Here is a 23,406-nt window from a genome sequence, read left to right on the forward strand (position 1 = left end):
CCTAAATACCAAGTGACATCATGTAGAGACCGAGTTCTTCGTCTTCCTTGAAAACGGCGTTTACTCCATATACTTCTTTGATGACTTCCTTTGTAATTACTTGACGCGGCGGTCCTTCTGCAACAATCCGTCCATTTTTCATCATTATAATCTGATCACTGTAACGGATCGCCTGGTTGATGTCATGCAGCACCATTACAATCGTCAGCCCGTGTTCTTCATTCAGCGACTTCACAAGTTCCAGTAATTCAATCTGATAGTAAATATCCAAATAAGTAGTCGGTTCATCCAGACAGAGTATTTCCGATTGCTGGGCAAGTGCCATGGCAATCCATACGCGCTGGCGTTCCCCGCCTGATAGCGCTTCTAAATCATCATGCCGCTTATCGGTCAGATTGGTGACGGACAGTGCCCAGTCAACCGCTTTACGGTCTTCTGCCTGATTTCGCTGCAGCAGCGTCTTATGCGGTAAGCGGCCAAAACTGACCAGCTTTTCAATCGTCAGATCTTTCGGCACTTCGTTTTGCTGATAGACTATCGCCAGTTTCTTTGCAAATTCCTTTGCCTTAAACAGCACCAAGTCCCGGTTCTCCAGTGAAGCACTGCCTGACTTTGGCGTATGACTTCGGGAGAGCACATTCAATAATGTAGATTTCCCGCAGCCATTCGGACCGATGATTGTCGTAATTTTTCCTTTTGGAATAGTCGTCGAAACACCATCCAAATGATTCGTCGTATTATCATGTGATACAATAATGCTTTTCATTTTCATAGCCGGTCACTCTTTTCGCAGTAAGAATATTAAGAATGGTCCGCCGATAATTGCCATGAGCGTTGAGGCAGGTATCTCAAGAGGAGCTGCAATCGTTCGTCCCGCCGTGTCTGCCAATAAGATGATTAATGCTCCGAGCAGTGCGGTAAACGGTATGAGCACCTTATGATCATAACCGACCAGACGCCGTGCAATATGCGGCACCAGTAAACCAACAAATGAAATGACACCCGCCACAACAACGGAAACCGCCGCCAATAAAACTGCAACCGCCGCAATAATCAGCCGGGCGCGTGCTACATGAAATCCGATGCTCTTCGCCGTCTTGTCCTGTAAAACAAGTAAATTACACCAGCCGTACAGCGCAAATGCCAGCACTAAGCCTATCGTTCCATACGTTGCGATCGTGGAGACATCGCTCCATGTGCGCATCGTCAAATTGGAGCCTATTACACTTGAAGCAGAGACGTTCAAAGAGCCGCCAAAACTGATGAACGCTTCGGTCAGACCTGTGAACATGGCATTGATTGCAATACCGACAAGAATCAGTTTGAGCGGACTCAGACCAGACTTCCAGGACAAAGCAAATACTAAAAAACAAGCAAATGCTCCGCCCGCAAATGCAAATAAAGGCGTCATGAAAAAGAGCGCCGGGAAAAATGAAATAATGAACAATTGCACAAATGCGGCACCGGAGGATATCCCGATAATGCCCGCATCAGCCAGCGGATTGCGCATGACGGACTGCAGCAGAACTCCGGATACAGAAAGTGCGGCTCCTGCAAATATCGCCACAATTATCCTGGGAAAACGCAGATCTCGGATCGCTTCCATCTGGCTGTTCCCCTGTTCAAAAAGTGCACCTAAAAACTCAAAGAATCCTATTTTAATACTTCCGGTCACCGCAGAATAAACGATCGTTACGGCGAGCAGCAAGGATACAATTACATAACTGCTAATTCTTTTTTTCATGACGGACTTCCTTTTCCAACGAAATTCATCGAGTTACCGATAGAATATCTTCATTAGCTCACTTAACGCTTCCGGTACTTGCAAAGAAGCCGTTGTGCCAAATAACTCTTCATCCAGATCATATACTTTGCCGTTTTTCACTGCGTTAAAATGTTTCCATATATCATTCGTCTGGAATTCTTCATTGAACATTTCCACAACTTCTTCGGGCATACCGTGTGATAAACGCAAAATAATGTCCGGGTTGCTGTCATGCAAATATTCGGTATTGGATGACAAGTATTCTGGGTCTTGGCCTTCCATGACGTTTGTTCCGCCTGCACGTTTGACCAAGTCGCCGGCATATGAGTTCTCCGTGGCGACTAAGTAACTGCCTGGGATCCCAAGTAAAATTAATACACGCGGACCTTTACGGTTGGCAGCCACGACTTCCGCTGCGTCAATTCGCTTTTGTAAGTCCCCTGTCAGTTTATCTGCCTGGGCTTTACGGTCGTAGCGTTCTCCCAGATCCCGGATTTCCTTAATCATTGAATCGGCACTTTGGAAATTAAGGAACTTCGCAGGAATCTTTAATTGTTCAAAACTGTCTTCCAAGTCGTATTCCAATGTAGAAACGGATAAAAACTCTGTAGGATTCAATGACTTTACGATTTCCATATCTGGCGCCATTGCATTGCCGATCGCAGGCAGTCCGTCGAACCGTTTAGCCATCTGTTTTTCTGACTCAGGAACAGCAATTGCATCTATATCCAGCTTGTCAAGAATTTCTGCTATGACGACAGTTCCTGCAATAATTCGCTGATCAGTTGTTTCAGCACTTTCGTTTGCTGCAGCACGGTCATCTGAAACAGCCTTTTCTTCTTTCGCATTGCTGCAGCCTGCAATTACAGTCATCACTGCAAGGAGCAGCAATACATTGAACCATTTTCTTCGCACATCGTCATCCTCCACTCGTTATTCACTGGTCGTTCCATTATTTTTCTTTGTCAGCCGGCGGATTAATAAGATTCCCGACAACAGACAGAGCAGCGACAGGCCGCCCGTTTTCATCAGATCAAACGGTACATCCTGTCCGTTCGGAGTACTTACTGCCGGCTCCACTGAAGGCTCACCCGCTGTTTGTGCGACCGGCTGATCCGATTCTTTTTCTTTTACATCCTTCATCCGGTCGAATGCCAATTGCTCCTCATGCGGACTCACGTAAGGCGGTGTGTCTTCTGTATTCCCTGTTTCTTTTACTTTGTCCTGCTTTTCAGCTGCCGGGGCTTTTTTCGCTGCAACAGCAATCTTCGCTGGTTGCTCTGTCCGCCTGGTCAATGAAGAAATGGCTGTGCTGTCCGATGCCGCCTGCCGTTCATTTTCCATAAACTTCAAGGCCTGCTTCTGATCGAATACTATAGACACTGCCTCTTCGTGCTCATAGTCTTTTTCTGGATTCTTTATCCTCATTTGTGCACGGACTTTATTCGGGAAATCTTTCACTTCAAATTCTATAATACGCGTTTCCGCGTCCGTTACTACGTTAGGCTCTTCAAGCTTTCCATGCTGTTCTGCGATAAAGCCCGTCACCCGTTCAGGCTGAAGGATTTCCATCTGCACATAGAGCCGATGATTCTTTTCAACGACTCGCAGTACGGGGTTCATATAGTCGATCATCGCGGATGGCTTTCCGTCTTTCAGCAATTCGTAGTGAAGCGTATCATTTCCCTGCCGGATCATTGGCTCTGACTGCACATTTTCAAATTTCGGCAGCGATTGTTTTGAGATCGCCAATTTCAGTGAAAACGGCTGGTGAATATTTTCCTGCGCCAGGCGATACGTGCCGGTTAGTTCAACTTGTTGCTGTACATCTTTTATATCAAACTGAACTAAATTTTCCGCCCTGTCCAGCCAAGTATTTGTTTTTTTCCCCTGCTGTACAGCGGTCGCCTTTGTCAGAATGTGATCACTCTTCGCTGGAACCGATAACGTATAGCGGCCTTCTTTCACAGTTAAAAGGGCCTGCTTGCCAAATAAAACATCCGAACCCGTGATTTCATGTGACAAAAAACTTAGTTCAACTTGATACTTGCCATTTGCAATCATCTTCCGTTCTTCTGCATGTACAGAAGGAAAAGGATGCGACGCACAGATGAATAACAGCAGCAAAGGCAAAAAGATGATTTTTTTCATATCAGGCGTACTCTCCTTACATCCTGTGTAAAACGACAGGAACTTCCTTCCGCTTTTTTAAAAAGCGAAAGGAAGTATCTGCATTTCCTCTTATTTATTCATGAACTCCAAAGAGCCGTGTAAAATCTTGGCCATTTGCGTACGTTGTAATGAATCACCTGATTTGATTAGAACTTTGCCGTCAGCTTGCTTTGAGCCTGTCATAATATTACCGGCATACAATAAAGAAAATGCTTTTTTCGATTCAGGGTCTGTAATGACTGCACCGTCTGCATAATAAGAAAGGCTTGTATCGCCAATATTCAACTCTTTGCCCGCTGCATAATTCACTGCGCGGTACAGCATTAACGCACCTTGCTGACGAGTCAATGTATTGTTCGGATTGAACTTCTCATTCTTCTGTACAATGCCTGCTTCTGCAAGGGCATTGATTGCACTGACGCGTTCCTTATCCGTGATTTTACCTAAGTCTTTAAATCCGGCAGACTTAGCAGTTTCAAGTTTCAATGCACGTGCAACCATCAGCGCAAACTGTGAACGTGTAATGTTGTTGCGCGGATTGAATGTTTCCGCCCCTTTTACAATCCCTTTGCCGTAAAGAGCTAGAATCGCTTCCTTGTTGCCGTCTTTATCGATATCCTTGAACGGGTTTACGATTGGAGTCGGTGCCGGCTTTACGGGATTGCTGAAATCAAGCTGCACTTTATGATTTGCGTCGTATTTAACAGGCCCTTCATTCACAATTACATGAAGATCTGCGTTTACCAGCTTTGTCAGATCCGCCACTTTAAATGTATACGTGCGTTCATTCGTTGCTTTGTCTTCTGTCGCGACAGGAATTTCTTTGCCCGCAATTTTAAATGATTGAATATAATGGCCTTTCGGGAATGAAACCGTTACTTCATTGCCGTCTGCCACTTTTTTCACCAATGCAGTCGGCGACATATAATCCATCATGATGGACTCTTCTTTTGTCCCGTCTTTATACACCTTTACGCCAACCTTTGTAACTGTCTCGGCTTCTGTTTTAGCAACTTCTGCTTTGAAGTCAAAGTCATGACTTTTTTCATATCCCGGTGCTTTTACGTGAATTATTCCGGAATACGTTTTGCCTGCTTCGATTGGAAAAGTATACGTGGTAGTTCCGTCAGCATTTTTCGTTTCTGCTGCGTCAGCCAATTCATCCCCTTGTTGTGTTTGAAGACCCGCGATCATAGCTGCAGACTTAACAGGAATCGTTAACTTCGCATAGGTTACGCCGTCTTTTTCAACAAGCGTCCCCCGCGGCAGGATATGACTGCTGATAGCAGGCTCCGGCACGGTTGTTCCTGATTTATACACATGAAAATCAATAACTTGCTCAGCAGCAACTGCCGCCTGCAGAACAGACGCCACCTGATTGCTTGTACTTACGTTTGCCGATGCCGCAGTTGGGATAGCCATTGATACTGCAAGCAATGAAGCTAGCACTAATTTCGTCGCACGTGATGGTTTTTTCGTCATAATTATTGTTCCCCCTGTTTTCTTTGGAATCTGGTTTTATACAATAAAAATGCAGAACCTGCTAATGCAAAGATTAATAGGTACGGCGTTGAATCACTTGTTTGAGGATTTGCTACTTTTCTTTCAGTAGAATGCCTGCTGGTTACAGTGCTTGTACTAGTGCCCGGTTTTGCAGAAGGACTTTTTACTGCGGGCGGTGTCGTTGTCGAAGCTGGCGGTGTAACTGCCGGCGGCTTCACTTGACTGTTCTCTTTAAATACTAGATCAACCGTATATTCATGGTGGTAATTGATCTCATCAACATCCACTTTCATAGGGATTTTCACCGGTTTTGAAATATCTTTTACGGTAAACTCCACAACGCGCGTGTTTGCCTTTAGATCTTCATTGACTACGACTGCTCCGCCTTCCGGTTCAAACTTGGTAATCCAAGAACTTTCCTTCAGTGTAAGCTGTACTATGGCTGATCCATTCGTCACCGTCACGAGTGCCGGTTTCTGAAAATAGCCATCTGCAATAGAAGCTGAACTGCTGTCCGGCTGATTTACTTGATAATGTAATGACTGTGTCCCATCTGCGAATTTAGCTGACGCTTGCGGCAGTCCAATCATCAATACGAAAATGGCTGCTGCTGCGAAGGACAGAAATGCTTTTCTCACGTATTCATAATCCCCTCTCATTTCTTTATTTTTACGCTGTATAAACCTAATGACCTGCTTTCCAATCATTGGTTTAATTTCCACTTCTAAATTATCTCATAAACAGTTGCCGGCTTGATAGACAAGCTGCTTACCCAAAAATTATATTGTGTCAAAGTTATGGCAAACGCAGACAACTATTGAGAACTATTATCATTTAATATATCTCTGCCTGACAGTTAAGTCAATAAGTATTGGAAAATTATTTCATTTTTCGGACGTATCCATGCACTCTGTCACCAGTAACGATGATTCGCATAAGATACATAGATGTAATTTACGAATGAGAGGGGTAATACAATGAACATCCAAGCTTTTAGCGGTGCAGTCATGGTAATTCATGAGTTTCCAACAGGACGGGACAGCGAGAATGGCTGTTATTTGATGATGACAGTCGATAATGGATATGGAAATGTGGTGAACTTTGTGGTGGAACCGACAACATACTTCGTTGATCATGTAAAAATAAAGGCAGGCGACCGAGTGACAGGTTTTTACGATGCAGATGCGCCCACCCCTTTCATCTATCCGCCGCAATTCAGAGCGCTGGTCATGTGCAAAGACTCACGCAGGCAACATGTAAAAGTGGATTATTTCAACCGGCGTTTGGAAAGCAGCGACGGCACTCTTCAAATCAATCTGTCTCCTCAAACAGAAATCCTATTAACGAACGGTCAATCATTCAAAGGAAATATAGCACAGCGAAATCTGGTCGTTATATATGATACAAGTTCCAGAAGTATTCCGGCACAGACTACTCCCCATAGAATTATTGTACTCTGCTGACGGGCCTGAACTTACTTTGAAGCAGGGACATGGCATGTCTCTGCTTTATATCCGATAGAACCGGCGCGTGGCTTCGTAGATTTCATTGTATACATCTTCTGCATTCATTCTCTTGATACCTGCTATGCTTTTTATACTTTCATGCAACATCGACGGATGTGTCAGTTTCCCGGCAAAGGATTCCTCAAATGGCCAGGGACCATCCGATTCGACCATTAATTGAAGCAGCGGAATCTGTTGGACTATGTGCTGAATCTTCGGCCGATACGTAACTTCCGGGGTGACAGATACCATATATCCGTTAGCAATGATTCGCTGCAGCACAGAGTCGTCACCTTTAAACCAATGAAAATGTGCCCGTGACACGTTATACACCTCCAGCAAATCACAAACAATATCCGCATCTTCATAAACTGCATGAAGCGCAATCGGCAACTCATACTCTGCCGCTTTTTGAACAAAACATTCCAGCATATTCAAATAAGGTGCCATGTCCAGCTCAGGCTGCTGCTGACGCAAATAATACGGCAGCCCCACTTCGCCAATAGCAGTCAGACGATGTTCTGTTTGATCGATGACGTGCAGGATTGCCTGAAGCTCTTCATCTGCAGGAACAGCCTGTTCCGGGTGATAGCCGACTGCCGCTTTAATTCGGCTGTCAATGCCGGAAAGTTCCAGCTGCCGGTAAGAAGAGGCCAAATCATTTGAGACTGCCACCAGCGCCGTCACGTCGTTCTCATCTAGTTCGCTCAAAATCTTTACCCTGTCTTTCTCTTCATACATATCAAGATGAATATGAGAGTCTATCACATACCTTTTCACAGTTATCAGCCTTCTTTCGTTCGATTTTGTGATGTTCCACGTGAAACGCCTGCATGCAGTGAACCTAACCCCTTATCTCAGCGTCATACTACTTTCCATTACGAAAAAGTAGGCGGTGACGTATGAATCTGCACGCATTACAAATGAAAGCACTGCACTCCATGCAGCAACTTTTCTATTTCGGCTGGCAACAGGCGCTTTCCTGCATCTTTCCTGTAATAATTTTTGGTTCACTTGCACTCACTCAAGTCATTCCTCTTCCCTTCTTGCCGAGGTACGATTGGCTGCTACTCATCTTTATCGCTGTGCAATGGCGGATGCTGAAATCAGGACTTGAAACACGCGACGAACTGAAAGTGATTACACTGTTTCATATTCTCGGACTGACTTTGGAAATCTTTAAAGTGCACATGGGGTCTTGGTCTTATCCGGAAGAGGGCTATTTTAAAATACTGGACGTGCCGTTATACAGCGGCTTTATGTACGCGAGTGTCGCAAGCTATTTATGCCAGGCGTGGAGAAGATTAGACGTCAGTCTGATTCAATGGCCCAGGCTTTGGGCGGTGGGTCCGCTGGCTGCTGCAATCTATGCCAACTTCTTCACACACCACTACTGGATTGATGTCCGCTGGTGGTTATCCGCACTTGTACTTCTGCTATTTTGGCGTTCATCCGTCAGCTATGAGGTAAACGGTACACGTTATCGGATGCCCCTGACGCTTGCATTCGCTTTAATTGGCTTTTTCGTCTGGATTGCAGAGAATATCGCAACGTTCTTCGGGGCATGGACTTATCCAAATCAAAGCGCAGCATGGCATGTTGTCGGTATTGGAAAATTGAGTTCCTGGCTTTTATTAGTCATTGTCAGCTTCCTGATCGTTGCTGTACTGAAACAAATCAAGAAGAGCTAAATATGCTTAGGCCAATATCAGGCAGTTCCTTTTGAAGAAAACTCTGCCCAGTGGAAGAAGGCAGTAGATCTCGCCAAACGGCTTTTCAATTGATGATACTTTTTTAGCGGTAAAGAAAAGTGCCCGAAGAGTTATTGCACGGGAAATAAATCGCCTGCCTGGCAGAATCCATACAGCATGCATTTCTTCAATAAAAACGCAGCAAGCTCAGTGGCCTGCTGCGTTTTATAGTTGTTATAATCAATGGGTGACCGGTGCAGGGTAGTCAAAGCCCTTAGTGTCTGCTTCAACTTTTTTCATCTTCTGTTCTTCAACCGGCTTGTCCGCAGAATCTGTTTCAGCGGCAACGATTGCGTCTACTGTTTCCATACCTTCTATTACTTTACCGAAGGCTGCATATTCTCCGTCAAGAGAAGCTGTGTCGTCAGTCATAATGAAGAATTGTGAACCCGCGGAATTTGGATCCATCGTACGGGCCATCGACAGGACGCCGCGCTCATGCTTCATATTGTTTTCAAAACCATTTGATGTAAACTCTCCATCGATTGCATGTCCTGGTCCGCCCGAGCCATCACCGGAAGAGTCTCCGCCTTGGATCATAAAGCCTGGAATGACACGATGAAAAATCAAACCGTCGTAATACCCGTCTTCCACTAATGAAATGAAGTTCGCTACTGTATTTGGAGCAACTGCCGGTTCTAACTCCAATACGATTTTTTCATCGTTTTCCATTGTAATTGTCACTATTGGGTTTTCTTTCACATCTGCCGAATAATCCACTGCCTGCTCTTTAGGTTCTTCCTTCGGCTGTTCTTTCGGTGTATCCGCCGGCCCATTTTCAGCTGTTTTTCCGCAGCCCGCTAAAAGAATCGCCAATGCCATGACACTTATTATGAAATACCACGCTTTATTGCGCATATTCGTTCCACACTCCCTGCCATTTTTTCTTCCATTACCTACTGCTGTTTATCTTATCACTGATTTCGGTATCGCATAGCCAATCCTTTTAAGAAGTTCCGTGCATACCGATCGCCGCATGGTTTATAGTTTCGGTGGCCTTCTTTACGAAGCACCGCACTTAATTCGTTTTTGGAGATTATCACTCCTGCATCTCCCAGGATTTGCAGCATATCCTCACTTGTAAGAGAAAGTGCAATTTTAACTTTCTTCAGCAAGATATTATTTACATTCCGATGACCTTCTTCTGACATAAGGAATGGCTGCGGAGCATGTTCCGTATTTTCGCGCACTCCTCTTTTCAAACTGATCAGCCCGTTTAGAAACGATTCCAATGTAATATTATCGATTTCTTTTGCGTATTCATTCATCTGCATTTCATCCGTACTGTCATCATTCGTTTTCGTCAGCATTTCTTTCACTTCTGCTTTCTTTAATTCCATTCCGCCGAGCGCGAAGATTTCTGCCATAGCCGAATCTTTCAGATCCAGTGCATAGCGTAATCTGCTCAGCACATCATTATTGTTCATCTAATCACCTGTACCCTTTCTGGTTTGTTGCTGTATGTTCAGTATAACTGGATGGGCTGTCTGTTGTCGTCATTCACGCAGACAACACGCAGCGCTGAATTTACTCCGCTGTGTTTTCACCGTTGGCTTTTTCTATCGAATTCATGAATTGATCGCCAAAATCACAAATTGAAGTAACAACAGGCTCCAAAAGCAAGCCGATTTCACTTAATTGGTATTCCACTTTAGGCGGTACTACAGGATATACATAGCGCGTTACAATGTTGTCCTCTTCCAGTTCACGCAGCTGTCTGATCAGCATGCGCTGATTTGCGTCAGGAAGCTTTTTCTGAATCTCACTTAATCGTAATGTAGATTCTTGCAGCAAGCACCAGATAATTGCGATTTTCCATCGTCCGCCTATTACGGATAATGCCAAATCCTTGCTAGTGAAATACGTTTTATCTTTATAATGAATAACCATATCATTCCACTTCTTTCTGCTATTATTCATGTCCATAGTGACAAAACAGTCAGTATTGCATGATGAATTATAGTATGTAATGATGGGAATGTAAACACTAAAAAACAAAAGAAAGAAGGGCTTCATTTGAAAAGTAGAGCAGCTGTTGCATTCAAACCTGGAGAACCGCTTCAGATAGTAGAAATCGATGTAGAAGAGCCAAAAGCTAACGAAGTATTAGTTAAGATTCTTTACACTTCCGTCTGCCATACAGACGCATATACACTATCCGGTGATGACGCGGAAGGAGTATTCCCTGCCGTATTAGGTCATGAAGGTGCCGGTGTGGTCGTCTCTGTAGGTGAAGGCGTAACTTCCGTTAAGCCTGGAGATCACGTGATTCCGCTCTACACACCTGAGTGCGGAAAATGTAAATTCTGTCTGTCAGGTAAAACAAACTTGTGCAGCGCAATCCGCGAAACACAAGGTAAAGGGTTAATGCCAGACGGTACAACACGCTTCTCTTATAATGGAGAACCTATTTATCACTATATGGGAACGAGTACATTCAGTGAATATACTGTTGTATCAGAGATCTCTTTAGTTAAAGTCGACGATGAAAACGCGCCGCTTGATAAAGTTTGTCTATTCGGCTGTGGAGTCACTACAGGCATCGGGGCTGTTCACAACACCGCAAAAGTTGAAGAAGGCGCTGTAACGGCGGTCTTTGGCCTGGGAGCTATCGGATTGGCAGTTATTCAAGGATTACAGCAGGCAAAAGCTGGCCGTATTATTGCGGTTGACCTAAATGAAGATAAATTCGAACTGGCAGAGAAGATGGGTGCCACTGATTTCATTAATCCTTCTAAATATGACAAGCCGATTCAGGAAGTCATTGTAGAAATGACAGACGGCGGCGTTGATTACAGCTTCGAATGTATCGGAAATGTCGAAGTGATGAAAGCTGCACTTGAATGCTGTCATAAAGGTTGGGGAGAAAGTATTATCATTGGCGTTGCTGCTGCAGGCAAAGAAATTCATACCCGTCCATTCCAGTTAGTCACAGGCCGAGTATGGCGCGGATCTGCATTTGGCGGCGTTAAAGGCAGATCAGAACTGCCGGGCATGATTGAAGACTATATGAACGGTGATATTGACTTGGATTCGTTTATAACACATCAGATGAACTTTACAGACATTAACGAAGCATTCGATTTACTGCATAAAGGTGAATCCATTCGTACAATTTTAACATACGGAGAGTGAGAACATGAGTCTGGAACGCGTTGAGCAAAGACGCTCTTTTGGCGGAGAACAGTGTAAATACAACCATTACTCAGAAGTCCTAAAGTGTAACATGACATTTAGCATCTACTTGCCCTCAAATAAAGAACAAAAAGAAATTCCTTTAATTTGGTGGCTTTCTGGATTAACATGCACAGACGATAACTTCAGTCAAAAAAGCGGTTTCCAGCGTCTGGCAGAAAAACATCAGGCAGCAGTCATCATTCCTGACACGTCGCCGCGCGGAGAAGACATAGCCGACGACGAAGCTTTCGATCTTGGACAGGGAGCGGGCTTTTATGTAGACGCGACGCAAGCGCCGTGGGCAGAGAATTACCAAATGTATACGTATATTACGGAGGAATTAAGCAACATCGCCTCAACTCTCGTTCCGCACTTTTCAAGGAAAGAAAGTATTATGGGGCACTCCATGGGCGGTTATGGGGCATTAATGATCGGCATGAAAAATGCAGACCGTTTCCAAGCGATTTCTGCTTTCTCCCCTATTTCCAGTCCGAGCGATGTTCCTTGGGGAACCAAGGCATTCTCGACTTACTTGGGTGAAAACAAAGCAGATTGGAAAGAGTGGGATACGGCTGAGCTTGTGAAAAAAGAAGGCATTCCGCCGATTCTTATTACGCAAGGCACTTCAGATGGCTTTTATCCCGAACAGTTGAATGAGAAGCCGTTCCTCGAGAATGCAGAGCAGCATGGCCAGGCCGTGGACTATAATAAAGCAGAAGGCTATGATCACAGCTACTTTTTCATCTCTTCCTTCCTGGAACAGCATTTTGATTTTCATATGAAGCACTTGAAGTAAGTGGTTTTTATGCTGTGAGTTGGAAAGGGTCGGGTACAGTTCTTTTGATTGTTATACATTCAAAAACAGGTTCCTTGCGCACTTTCAACTTGCTGATTTTAAAGAGGCATGCCAGTTGACCGGCAAACAAATGCAGCTGCAGAAGCGCTGGTCAACGATGCCGTCCGATACTCTTACAAGCCAAAATATCCACATTGCCTGCAGTGTGGATATTTTTGTTTTTAAGGAGATATGAATTAAGATAGAAGAACGGAAGTAAAAATATATGATATTGGTGGGATAATTGCGATGGATCTAAAAAAGATGTTAGCCGATGAACGAGTGAAGCCATACGTTTCAAAAGCCCGTTACGGTATAGAAAAAGAAGGTCAGCGGGTAGATCTGTCAGGGAACTTAGCGACGACGGATCATCCCGCAGCGATTGGTATGGGTGATGAACATCCGTATATTCAGCGTGATTTCTCAGAGACCCAAATGGAATTAATCACTCCAGTTCTGGATACGCTGGATGAATTATTCAATTGCCTGTCAAGCATTCACGACGTGGCCTATCGTTCCATGGGTAAGGAAGAAATGCTGTGGCCGTTAAGCATGCCCCCTGCGTTGCCTGAAAAAGAGGAAGACATCGTGATTGCTAAATTGAACAATAGTGAAAATGTTCTTTATCGCCGCTCTTTGGCTAACTCATACGGACGCCGGAAACAAATGATCTGCGGCATTCATTTCAACTTTGAATTCAGCGATGACCTGTTGCGGACGCTGTTTGATTTGCAGTCGGAGACGGATGATTACCACCGGTTTAAGACAGATATTTATTTAAAACTGACGCGGAATTACTTGTACTATCGTTGGCTCGTTACGTACTTTTACGGTGCCTCCCCTGCCAGTGAAGAGAACTTTTACGGATGCGATGATCGGCCGAATGAGCCTGTCAGAAGCATCCGCAGCAGCCGGTACGGTTACAGGAATCACGACGATGTGGCTGTATCGTTCAGTACTATACAGAAGTACATTGAAGACCTGACTTCCGCCGTAAATAGAGGCCAGCTGGTGGAAGAAAAGGAATTCTACACAGCAATGCGTTTGCGCGGCAGTGAGCAGGTGGCGGAGTTCATAAACGACGGAGTGCGCTACGTAGAAGTACGAAATATAGACTTGAATCCTTTTGAAACGAATGGAATCAGCTACGAACAGGCAGAATTTCTGCATATTTTCCTGCTGTACCTTCTGCAGAAAGACGAAGATCCTCAGAATGACGAATGGGGCCATGCAGGCGATGCACGTAATGATGCCGTAGCCCTTGAACACCCGCTGGCACGTACGCAATTTGAAGCCGAAGCTTATGAATTGGTCAATGGGATGGAAATGCTGTCGAAAGAACTGGATTTCCCTGTTTCCGAATCATTATTTGACGATCTGAGAGAGAGAATTGCGGATCCAAGTAAAACTTTGGCGGGCAGACTGTATACGGAGAGCCAGAAAAGCAGTCAAAGACAGGTAGCTGTGGAAATTGCGAACGAGACACACACGAAGTTATGGGAGAAACCGTACGAGTTAACCGGCTTTACTGATATGGAGTTATCGACGCAGATTTTAATGTATGATGCCATACAGCTGGGCATTTCTATAAAAATACTCGACCGCCATGATCAGTTTTTGGAGCTAAAACTGGGTGATCATGTAGAATACGTAAAAAACGGCAATATGACAAGCAAAGACACATATATCGCCACTTTAATTATGGAGAATAAAACAGTCACGAAAAGAATTCTTCATGACAAAGGTTTCCGCGTGCCGCTCGGCGACGAATTTAATTCAGTCGAAGACGCTTTGCGTGCCTATAAGCTGTTTGCCAAGACCCCTTTCGTCGTGAAGCCGAAAACAACAAACTATGGACTGGGTATATCCATCTTTAAAGATGGCGCTGGCTATGAAGATTTTGAACAGGCAGTCAATATCGCGTTTGATGAAGATTCTTCTATATTAATTGAAGAGTTCCTGAGCGGCACAGAATACCGGTTCTTTGTGCTGCAAGACAAAGTCCTTGCAGTGATGCTGCGTGTCCCCGCAAATGTCACGGGCGACGGGATACACACTATCAAAGAACTGGTCACAGAAAAAAACCGTGATCCGCTGCGCGGGACTGACCACCGGACACCGTTAGAACTGATTCAATTAGGTGAATTAGAGATTCTCATGCTGAAAGGTCAAGGGTATCAATTGGATTCTATTCCGGCAGACGGCGAAATCGTCTACTTGCGCGAAAACTCCAACGTCAGCACAGGCGGAGATTCCATTGATGTGACGGACCAGATTTCAGAGGAGTATAAGAAGATCGCAGCAGATGCAGTAGCCGCACTCGGAGCGAAAATCAGCGGCATCGATTTGATTATTGATGATCTGGATGTTCCGGCGGCGAATCCGGGTGCATACGGCATAATTGAAGCGAACTTTAATCCTTCGATGTATATGCATATCTACCCGTACAAAGGCACATCACGCCGCTTGACGACGGATGTGCTCCACTATTTGTTCCCTGAACTGACTTAAAAATATATAGAATGAAACGGCCCCTTTCCTTTTGCAGGACATTCGTCTGCATCAAAGAAAGAGGCCGTTTTTTTATAAAGAATAGTTTACTTATAATGATTCCTGGCTGAAGGCTCCGTTACTTCAGCCAGCTTTAGCTTTCTTCGCTGATACGTCTACAGCACTACTCCTCCCACTATAAACAGTGAGCCGACAATTTCCGGACCCATGATTGGCTTATACAGCAAAATCAAACCCATAATCATCGCTACAAAAGGTTCTAAATTAGATAATATAGAAGCTTTTGAAGCATCAACATATCTGATGTTGTTATTCCAAATCAACATGGCTATACCGTGTACCACAACGGCAGTACCAATTAGAAAGGACCAATCCGAAACCTTCGAGCTCATTCGTATGGGTGTATCAAGTAAAAATATAAAAGGAACCGACACAACAAGTCCGACCACATTTGAATATAAAGTAATGGCAAGCGGATCCATTCTATTGGACAGCAGTCTAGTGACGATAATCAGCATTGCAAACGTAATCATCGTGACGACAATCCACCACAAACCTTTATCGATATGTATAGAAGACATATCCCCTTTTGCTACAACAAAGTAAATACCTATGATCGCAACAACAGATCCGAGCAGCATACGAATGGTTAACTTTTCTTTTAAAAAAATGCCTGCTAATACACCGGTCAAAATGGGAGTAGTCGCCAAGATCAATGCAGAAGTTGTTGGATCGGCTGTTTCTAATCCAGCGAAAAAAGACCACTGGTTAATAAAAACACCAAAAACGCCAAGAAAAAACACTGCCAGTAAATCATATGTATGTAGCCGTTTCACTTGCAGTTTATATGAAGATAGTCCAATCAGAAATAGCACAATAAACAACAGTCTGAGCGAAGTGAGAAGAGCCGGGGAAAAGTCCTGAACCAGCATCTTTCCGAAAACAAAATTACTGCCCCACACCATTACACAAAGTGTCAGCCAAGCATATGCTTTTAACATATTTACCACCTTCCTGCAACGATATGCCAACTGTCCTATTCTATACTTACGTAAACTTTTCGTATACTTTTTTGTTTGGATGCGATTACTTACTGACATATAGGATGGCAATGTATAACGGATTAAAACATAGGAGAAGTAAAATAGCTCTTATCCATATCAACTTTATTATATCTTCAAAGTATTATTTTCATACAAATTGTTCGTCATTCAGAGCCACTCTGTATATTTATCCAGTTTCAGGAAAGTTATTTGCACTAAGTAACGTACAATAAATATATAAATTAAATAAATGTTCGTATATCGGTTGAAAGCACAAAAAACCTCTGCTATAATCATAACGTATTCATCAAAATAGTGCTTTTTACTATTTTTATCATTAAGTACATTGGTCCAAAAGTCTTGATAATGCCTAATGAATTTCTACTGTCATCATACCGTTACCGTCATTCATAATTGAGCAGACTAATGAAATCTATAATGTACTGGGGAAAGCAGTAAGCTGAGGAATACTATTCGATTGAAATTATTTCAGGAATGAGGAGAATATCTTTGAGAAACTTGAGATTAGTTGGATTTATTGTATGCATGATTTTTCTCGCGACGATCGTTTCAGGCTGTAACTCTGCTGCTACAAGTACATCAGACACTGAAAAGCGTCCGATCATTGTTCAGGGGCCAATGCCTATTGAAGCAGAGAAATTCGCTGAAAAGTTAAATGACATGGAAGTTGAAGAATCGGGAAACTTTGTTTTTTATAAAGGAACTATTGATGAATATCCTGTAATTGTTACAAAGACCAGTAAAGGGATGGAAAACACTGCAGCTGCTACTGCATTGGCAATTGAAAAGTACGACCCTATCGCTATTATCAATCAGGGAACTTCAGGCGGACATGATCCGGACTTACACGTATTTGACATAGTCTTAGGTAAACGGACAGTCAATATCGGTTCTATGAAGACTGCATCTGCTGAAGAAAACGAAGGAATGGATCCTTCACTATGGAAGCCTATGGACCTTATGGCTTCAGAAGGCAGTGCAGGGGAAGACCCTAATGCAGAGAAGATCCGCTACTTTGAAGGCGATGATGAATTATTGGCAGCGGCTAATGCTGTGAAAGACCAATATAAACTAGGGAAAGTTGTAGAAGGAACGATTGGATCCGCTGACTTGTGGAATAACGAAGTGGATCGCATAAACTGGTTCCATGAAAAGTACGGTACTTCTGTTGAAGAAATGGAAGGTGCTGCTGCAGCGCAAATTTCTGAAAGTTACAATGTTCCTTTTCTAGGAATCCGTATTCTCTCTAATAACAAAACTAACGACGGTCAGTATAATCCAGAAACGGCTTCGGCCAATCAAGATTATGTCTATCTTGTTTTAAAAGAATATATTTCTAAGTTGAAATAAGTAATTCTAACTTGCACGTATTTTAACCAACAATAAAGCTGCAACCGACAAGCAACGTCTTACAGCATGTCGGTTGCAGCTTCTTTTTACATACATTTTAATGAAGTTTTTAATTCCAATATGCCTCTGTATCTGCAATCATCGTTTTCAATGACTGCAATCCGCCGCCATAGAACCACGCTTCTGTATTCAGATAAATCACTTTACCGTCTTTATAAGCATTTGTTCTTTTAACAAGCTCCTTTTCAATTTGAATGAACCCATATAGTTGGTGGAGTCTTTTTTTAGATGAATCGGCATTTTTTCATTCGTGCCAGACGAATTATCCGCTTCTTTGTCAGTTTCTTTCGATCCGCATGCCGAGATCACTAGCATACAGGAAAATACTACAGCAAATAACGACCACTTTCCATAATCAAGAACCTCTCTTTTACAAAGTTAGCAATCCACAAACACTCTAAATGACGCAGAATAAAATGTTCCTATCGGATATTTTTTTTTGAGGTTTTACTTCCTTTTCTTTGTCTTCTTTTTATGCTATTTATGATACGGTTCCCCGTTCGTCATTCACTGGTAAAACATCGCCAAAAAAAATTGAAGGTGGAGGAGGAGGTGTATCCCCCTCCTCAAACCATAGTGTTATTGACTTGATAGTCTCCCTATCAGGATTTAATTCTATCTTTTTTATAATAGAACGCATTAGCGCCTTACGGGTTTCTATTATAATCTGGGTGACTCTGATAGGTTTAAAGTAGTTGAAGATTTACTCTCCTTAATTCAGGATTCAGATATTAAGGTAATAGCATCTTTTACAGATAAAGCCACTTATCAAACTAATACTGGAATTAGCGATTATAACAAGATGCATATAAATGGTTATACAGAATTAGTTAACCTAATCAATACAGAGTTAAAAACTAACGATGACTTTGCTTTTATTATTTGTGATGATGGCAAACCTGCAGAAATTAGTAATTTTTATAATGCGCTTAAAAACCCTTCTAATAAGCGGGTTTACCCAGATTTACAGATTAAGAAATCTCATGATGCGAATTGTAATCTTATTCAATTGGCTGACTTAATTAATTTCATATCATCTGTTTATTTTAGACAAGCCTATGGACATCCACCAAGAAAGAGACATCAGGCAAAAATTGTGGATTTTTATACTCAATTTATTCAAAGTAAACTAAAGTTTCATGAATATAAATAAAAAGAAGGGACGCACACAACGTGCGAACCCTTCCTTTAGGTCGTACACAACGTGCGACCTATTATAAATATATCCCAAAAACATAAAATTATTACAAATATTATTAAAGAGCATAAGCCCCTAAGTCATACACAACGTGCGAGTTAGTTACCAATGCTCTTAAATATGTATGGGATTTAGTCGTACACAACGTGCGAGCAAATCCACCACTTATAATTTATGAAACTTAGTCGTACACAACGTGCGAGCAAGTTTCTTTGTACTCTTATTATCATAAATTACACTTCGGAAGTCAATAGATTTAAATGATTTGTAACAATTTTTTTGTTAGATCTCCGTTTTAAATCATAGATGGACTGGATAAATCATATTTCTGATAGTAAAGGTAACGTATCTTTGTCAAAAACAACTTCTATCTTCTGTTTTACCACTATTTGTCATACGGTTCACCTTATTTTTAAGTTAATAAAACTAAATACCCTATTAGTTCAAAAACGAGTACAGGTGATACCCCATATAAATAGCCATAACCCAAATAATAACTGCTGAAACTTGGTTCATACGTTTTAGAAACTTACCATTTTTATCAATTTGACCAATCTTTCTGCCCGAAATTGCTAAGGAAAAGAACCAGAGCCAAGATACCACTATACATGCCACAGTAAATATCCATTTTTCCCATCCTGTATAAGCCAATGAACTAGTACCAATAACTCCAATAGTATCCATAATAGCATGAGGATTAAGTAATGACACAGAAGCAGCGAATGTGACCTGACGCCGCGCTGAGAATTGGATTTTCTCCTGATTAGCGCTTACTTCAGGTGAGTTTTTCCACATAACCCATCCCATATATGCTAAAAAAAGGAAGCCAACTAAAAATAACAAAATCTTTAACCATTCAAAACTAAAGACAATAATTGATACTCCGGCTACGGCCAAATAAATCAGTATTGTATCACAAACTCCTGCTGTTATTATTGCAGGTAAAGCATTGGTAAATTTTTTATGCGTCGCACCTTGATTAAATACAAATACATTTTGAACTCCTAAAGGTAAGATTAAACCAAATGCCAATATCATTCCATGTAATAATGGTTCCACTGTAATTCCCCCTATTCTTATTTAGAATAGCAATGGGTGAGCCTTATGTCTCCAACCAATTGGATGGGATTTAACCCAACCATTTTGTTATAATAAAGAAAAATGAATGGAGATAGACTATGCCTGAAATAGAGTGGAAGCCACAAAAAAACTCATCTTTTCCTTTACACCAGCAAATATCTGACTATATGAAAAAGAAAATAATGAGTGGTGAATGGACAATCGGTACTAAAATTCCTTCACAAAGAAGTTTGGCAAGACTATTTCAAGTAAATCGCAGTACCATTGTATTTGCACTGGAAGAACTGGTAGCAGATGGTCTAATTGAATCTAAGGTTGGGAGTGGGACAAAAGTAATTAATAATACATGGAGCCTACTAACTTCAACCCCTCCGCCAGATTGGATTAATTATGTAAAAGCAGGTATTCATAAACCAAACATATCGGTAATCCAAGAAATAAATAAGGCAGAAGCAGACCCTAATATTTTTCGTCTTGGAACTGGTGAACTTTCACCTAATTTGTTACCTACGAGTAAAATGCGGGAAATACTGCAGATAGATCATAAGCAGCCTTTAACACTTGGATATATGGAGCCAAGAGGAAGTTTGCCTTTAAGAAAAACCATTAGTACCTATTTAAGATCAAAAGGAATTGAAGCATCTCCCGAATCAATTTTAATTGTTTCTGGAGGGCTTCAAGCATTGCAATTAATATCGATTGGACTATTAAAAAGAGGATCAACTATTCTTCATGAAACACCTTCTTATTTGAATTCTGTACACGTATTCCAATCGGCTGGAATGAATTTATTAGGGATTCCATTAGACGACGATGGGATTAAATGCGATTCAATAGGACGAATGAAGCGGCAGCATCATGCGGCTTTACTCTATACGATACCTAATTTTCACAATCCAACAGGCTTTTTAATGTCTAAGAGAAGAAGAATGGAATTACTCAAGGTCTGTCAGCAGGAATCCATTCCTATTATCGAGGACGATGTATACGGTGATCTATGGCTCGATACCCCGCCACCAAGTCCCTTAAAATCCAATGACACACAAGGTAACGTCTTGTACATAGGAAGTGTTTCCAAAACATTAAGTCCCGGTTTGCGCATTGGATGGGTTGTAGGGCCTGAGCCTGTCATTGAACGTTTGGCAGATATAAAAATGCAAACAGATTATGGGTCAAGTTCTTTATCACAATATGCTGTAGACAAATGGCTTTCTAGTGGTATGTATGAGGATTTCTTAAAGGAAATAAGAGTAGAGTTACGTTTCAGAAGGGATTTTACCATTCAAATTCTTGAAAAATACTTTTCTGATATCGCAACTTGGATCGAGCCAAAAGGCGGATTTTATATTTGGCTTAGAATTCAATCAGGTGTATCATCTGGAAAACTATTTGATTTAGCCCTTCGAGAAGGAATTTTATTAAATCCGGGGAGCGTATATGAAAAACATGATTCTCAGCACCTTCGTATTTCCTATTCTTATGCTTCAATTGAACAACTAGAAAATGGACTGATTACTTTATCACAACTTATTAAAAAATCTTCTATCAATTGAATTTTCTAATGGGGATACCGAAAATTATCATTTACGGTATCCCGTATTTCATAGAAGTCTATTTAAAAATTCTTTATCTATAACAACTTCAATTTTTTGTTTTACCACTATTTGTGATACGGTTCAATTTATTAAAAATGAGAGATTGCTCTTATACTTCTATCTAACCCGCACAACAAGATAACTTACTTACGTCTTTATCTAATGTTAAGGCAGCCAATTTTAAACCTTCATTCATAGTAAGATAAGGTGCCATTGTATTTCTTATATCATCTACGGTTAAGCCGAACTGCACGGCTAGTGTGGCACTGTAAATAACATCACCAGCATTTTCTGCAACAACGTGAGCACCTAGAATCTTTTGCGTTTTGTTATCGACCACCAGTTTAAAAACTCCATCGGTTTCTCGATTCACAAGTGCCCTCGGTACACTGTCTAACGAGAGAACAGATCTTTTTACATCATATCCCTGATCCTTTGCTTTTTTCTCCGTTAATCCAACTGTAGCGATAGAAGGATTGGTAAATGTTACCCCCGGTACAAATCGAAGATCAATTTTTTTCTTGGTAGAACTCAATGTGTTCTCTGCAACAATTCCACCTTCATATGCTGCTACATACACAAATTGTGGTCCTAACGTTACATCCCCTGCTGCGTAAATATGCGGGTTACTTGTTTGTAGATAGTTATTCACGATGACTTCACCTCTCGTACCAACCTCAACACCTGCTGCCTTTAGGTTAAGTGACTTTGTGTTTGGAGTTCTTCCTGTAGCAACCAATAACTGATCGACTTCGATTATTTGTTCTTTGCCATTCACTTCAATGTGAACTTTTTTAATGTCACCATCTTGTTCAACCTTTTTGTAGGTAACACTTTTAATAAATTTTAAACCTCGTTTGGTTAAGGCTATATCAATGGCTTCGGAAATTTCTTGGTCGTATTCTTTCAAAAGTCTTTCGCTTCTTTGCATCAATGATACTTCTGCCCCCAAGTCATTAAACAGTTGTCCTAATTCCATTGCAATATACCCGGAGCCTATTATCCCTAATCGCTTTGGAACTTCCTTTAATTCTAAGGCCGTTGTACTTGTTAAATAATCTACCTCACTCAGCCCTGTAATATCTGGAATTGATGGAGTCGCCCCTGTTGAAATCAAAAAGTTGTTTGCTGTATATTGCTTTCCATTTACAATAACTGTTTTTTCGTTCATAAAAGAGGCTTCTCCATGTATCATATCAAATCCATACTCACCGATAAGATCTACATACTTTTGTTCCCTCATGCCTTGAACAAGTTCATTTTTTTGTTCCATTAGATTAGCCATATTAACCGGTTCTGCCTTAGTGTTTAAACCAGTAAATGGATTATTTGCTGATGAATAATTGATTTCACCTGCTCTAAGCATCGTTTTGGATGGAACACATCCAATATTAACGCACGTTCCACCAATAGTACCTCGTTCTACCATTGCTACTTTTGCCCCTTTTTCAACTGCTTTAATAGCAGCAGAGAAGGCTGCACTGCCCGAACCAATAATCAACAAATCATACTTACCATCTTCGGAATTGAGAGCAAAAAATTTGCCCTCAGAATCAATTGCTTCCTCACCAACTTGATAACCAATATCGTTTATAGCACGTTTTGCATTAATGATACTCCCTTTTTCAATTTCAAATGTTGCATTTCCTCGATGATAATCAGCCTTTATATTTGAAGCACCGGCCCTTGCCAAAGCATCAATTACATGGTTTTCACACCCTACACAGGTCATTCCTTGCACAGGAATCTTGACTTGAACTGTTTTATTAATCATTGAACAATCTCCTTTTACTTTAAGATTACTCCTAGCAAAAACTTTTATGTATTTCCATTAGTGTGT

The 23,406-nt window shown here is 41.8% G+C and carries 21 protein-coding genes; 8 read left to right on the forward strand and 13 right to left on the reverse strand.

The window, feature by feature from the left end; all coding sequences use genetic code 11:
- Position 1: 1 nt before the first annotated feature.
- The 6 genes from SporoP33_RS09050 to isdC form a co-directional block, all read right to left on the reverse strand.
- Positions 2-772, reverse strand: coding sequence for an ABC transporter ATP-binding protein (locus tag SporoP33_RS09050; RefSeq protein ID WP_081243410.1), 771 nt, complete (start codon positions 770-772; stop codon positions 2-4).
- A gap of 6 nt (positions 773-778) precedes the next feature.
- Positions 779-1,744, reverse strand: a complete 966-nt coding sequence (locus tag SporoP33_RS09055) for a FecCD family ABC transporter permease (protein WP_081243411.1) — start codon at positions 1,742-1,744, stop codon at positions 779-781.
- 33 nt (positions 1,745-1,777) lie between these two features.
- On the reverse strand, positions 1,778-2,638 hold the full coding sequence (gene isdE / locus SporoP33_RS09060; RefSeq protein WP_231293343.1) for a heme ABC transporter substrate-binding protein IsdE: 861 nt from the start codon (positions 2,636-2,638) through the stop codon (positions 1,778-1,780).
- A gap of 60 nt (positions 2,639-2,698) precedes the next feature.
- The gene (locus tag SporoP33_RS09065; protein WP_081243413.1) at positions 2,699-3,916 is read right to left on the reverse strand and encodes an NEAT domain-containing protein; all 1,218 of its coding nucleotides are present in this window, start codon (positions 3,914-3,916) and stop codon (positions 2,699-2,701) included.
- A 90-nt stretch (positions 3,917-4,006) separates the two neighbouring features.
- The gene (locus SporoP33_RS09070) at positions 4,007-5,419 is read right to left on the reverse strand and encodes an NEAT domain-containing protein (RefSeq protein ID WP_081243414.1); all 1,413 of its coding nucleotides are present in this window, start codon (positions 5,417-5,419) and stop codon (positions 4,007-4,009) included.
- 2 nt (positions 5,420-5,421) lie between these two features.
- A complete protein-coding gene (isdC, locus tag SporoP33_RS09075; protein ID WP_231293225.1) occupies positions 5,422-6,078 on the reverse strand; it encodes a heme uptake protein IsdC in 657 nt (218 codons plus the stop codon).
- A 339-nt stretch (positions 6,079-6,417) separates the two neighbouring features.
- On the opposite strand from isdC, the gene SporoP33_RS09080 reads away from it, so the two are divergent.
- Positions 6,418-6,903, forward strand: a complete 486-nt coding sequence (locus SporoP33_RS09080; RefSeq protein WP_081243415.1) for a hypothetical protein — start codon at positions 6,418-6,420, stop codon at positions 6,901-6,903.
- A 45-nt stretch (positions 6,904-6,948) separates the two neighbouring features.
- Here the strand turns inward: SporoP33_RS09080 and SporoP33_RS09085 are convergent, their stop codons facing one another.
- Positions 6,949-7,725, reverse strand: a complete 777-nt coding sequence (locus SporoP33_RS09085) for a TatD family hydrolase (protein ID WP_231293226.1) — start codon at positions 7,723-7,725, stop codon at positions 6,949-6,951.
- A 122-nt stretch (positions 7,726-7,847) separates the two neighbouring features.
- Between SporoP33_RS09085 and SporoP33_RS09090 the strand changes: the two genes are divergently transcribed.
- Positions 7,848-8,636, forward strand: coding sequence for a DUF817 domain-containing protein (locus SporoP33_RS09090; protein ID WP_081243416.1), 789 nt, complete (start codon positions 7,848-7,850; stop codon positions 8,634-8,636).
- Between the two features lie 240 nt (positions 8,637-8,876).
- On the opposite strand, the gene SporoP33_RS09095 is transcribed toward SporoP33_RS09090, so the two are convergent.
- The 3 genes from SporoP33_RS09095 to SporoP33_RS09105 all read right to left on the reverse strand — a co-directional run bounded on the left by SporoP33_RS09095 (position 8,877) and on the right by SporoP33_RS09105 (position 10,586).
- Entirely contained in the window at positions 8,877-9,554 is a 678-nt protein-coding gene (locus SporoP33_RS09095; RefSeq protein WP_081243417.1) for a peptidylprolyl isomerase, read from the reverse strand.
- Between the two features lie 56 nt (positions 9,555-9,610).
- Positions 9,611-10,123, reverse strand: a complete 513-nt coding sequence (locus SporoP33_RS09100; RefSeq protein ID WP_081243418.1) for a YehS family protein — start codon at positions 10,121-10,123, stop codon at positions 9,611-9,613.
- Between the two features lie 100 nt (positions 10,124-10,223).
- Complete coding sequence (locus SporoP33_RS09105) at positions 10,224-10,586, reverse strand: winged helix-turn-helix transcriptional regulator (protein WP_081243419.1); 363 nt, start codon at positions 10,584-10,586, stop codon at positions 10,224-10,226.
- 126 nt (positions 10,587-10,712) lie between these two features.
- Here SporoP33_RS09105 and SporoP33_RS09110 point away from each other — a divergent pair, with 126 nt between their 5' ends.
- The 3 genes from SporoP33_RS09110 to gshAB all read left to right on the forward strand — a co-directional run bounded on the left by SporoP33_RS09110 (position 10,713) and on the right by gshAB (position 15,219).
- Positions 10,713-11,831 carry an S-(hydroxymethyl)glutathione dehydrogenase/class III alcohol dehydrogenase gene (locus tag SporoP33_RS09110; RefSeq protein WP_081243420.1) on the forward strand — a complete coding sequence of 373 codons (1,119 nt, stop codon included), beginning with the start codon at positions 10,713-10,715 and terminating at the stop codon, positions 11,829-11,831.
- Between the two features lie 4 nt (positions 11,832-11,835).
- Entirely contained in the window at positions 11,836-12,669 is an 834-nt protein-coding gene (fghA, locus tag SporoP33_RS09115) for an S-formylglutathione hydrolase (protein ID WP_081243421.1), read from the forward strand.
- A gap of 288 nt (positions 12,670-12,957) precedes the next feature.
- On the forward strand, positions 12,958-15,219 hold the full coding sequence (gene gshAB, locus SporoP33_RS09120; RefSeq protein ID WP_081243422.1) for a bifunctional glutamate--cysteine ligase GshA/glutathione synthetase GshB: 2,262 nt from the start codon (positions 12,958-12,960) through the stop codon (positions 15,217-15,219).
- Positions 15,220-15,374: 155 nt separating this feature from the next.
- On the opposite strand, the gene SporoP33_RS09125 is transcribed toward gshAB, so the two are convergent.
- On the reverse strand, positions 15,375-16,220 hold the full coding sequence (locus SporoP33_RS09125; RefSeq protein ID WP_081243423.1) for a DMT family transporter: 846 nt from the start codon (positions 16,218-16,220) through the stop codon (positions 15,375-15,377).
- A gap of 537 nt (positions 16,221-16,757) precedes the next feature.
- On the opposite strand from SporoP33_RS09125, the gene SporoP33_RS09130 reads away from it, so the two are divergent.
- Together SporoP33_RS09130 and SporoP33_RS09135 are read left to right on the forward strand one after the other, a co-directional pair.
- Positions 16,758-17,633 carry a 5'-methylthioadenosine/S-adenosylhomocysteine nucleosidase gene (locus SporoP33_RS09130; protein WP_081243424.1) on the forward strand — a complete coding sequence of 292 codons (876 nt, stop codon included), beginning with the start codon at positions 16,758-16,760 and terminating at the stop codon, positions 17,631-17,633.
- An 862-nt stretch (positions 17,634-18,495) separates the two neighbouring features.
- On the forward strand, positions 18,496-18,846 hold the full coding sequence (locus tag SporoP33_RS09135; RefSeq protein WP_081243425.1) for a hypothetical protein: 351 nt from the start codon (positions 18,496-18,498) through the stop codon (positions 18,844-18,846).
- A 483-nt stretch (positions 18,847-19,329) separates the two neighbouring features.
- Here SporoP33_RS09135 and SporoP33_RS09140 read toward each other — a convergent pair whose 3' ends face one another.
- Positions 19,330-19,950 carry a LysE/ArgO family amino acid transporter gene (locus SporoP33_RS09140; protein WP_081243426.1) on the reverse strand — a complete coding sequence of 207 codons (621 nt, stop codon included), beginning with the start codon at positions 19,948-19,950 and terminating at the stop codon, positions 19,330-19,332.
- 119 nt (positions 19,951-20,069) lie between these two features.
- Here SporoP33_RS09140 and SporoP33_RS09145 point away from each other — a divergent pair, with 119 nt between their 5' ends.
- A complete protein-coding gene (locus SporoP33_RS09145) occupies positions 20,070-21,524 on the forward strand; it encodes a MocR-like pyridoxine biosynthesis transcription factor PdxR (protein ID WP_081243427.1) in 1,455 nt (484 codons plus the stop codon).
- Between the two features lie 163 nt (positions 21,525-21,687).
- On the opposite strand, the gene merA is transcribed toward SporoP33_RS09145, so the two are convergent.
- A complete protein-coding gene (gene merA / locus SporoP33_RS09150; protein ID WP_155961328.1) occupies positions 21,688-23,340 on the reverse strand; it encodes a mercury(II) reductase in 1,653 nt (550 codons plus the stop codon).
- Positions 23,341-23,406: the final 66 nt, after the last annotated feature.

Source organism: Sporosarcina sp. P33 (assembly GCF_002077155.1).
Taxonomy (GTDB): domain Bacteria; phylum Bacillota; class Bacilli; order Bacillales_A; family Planococcaceae; genus Sporosarcina.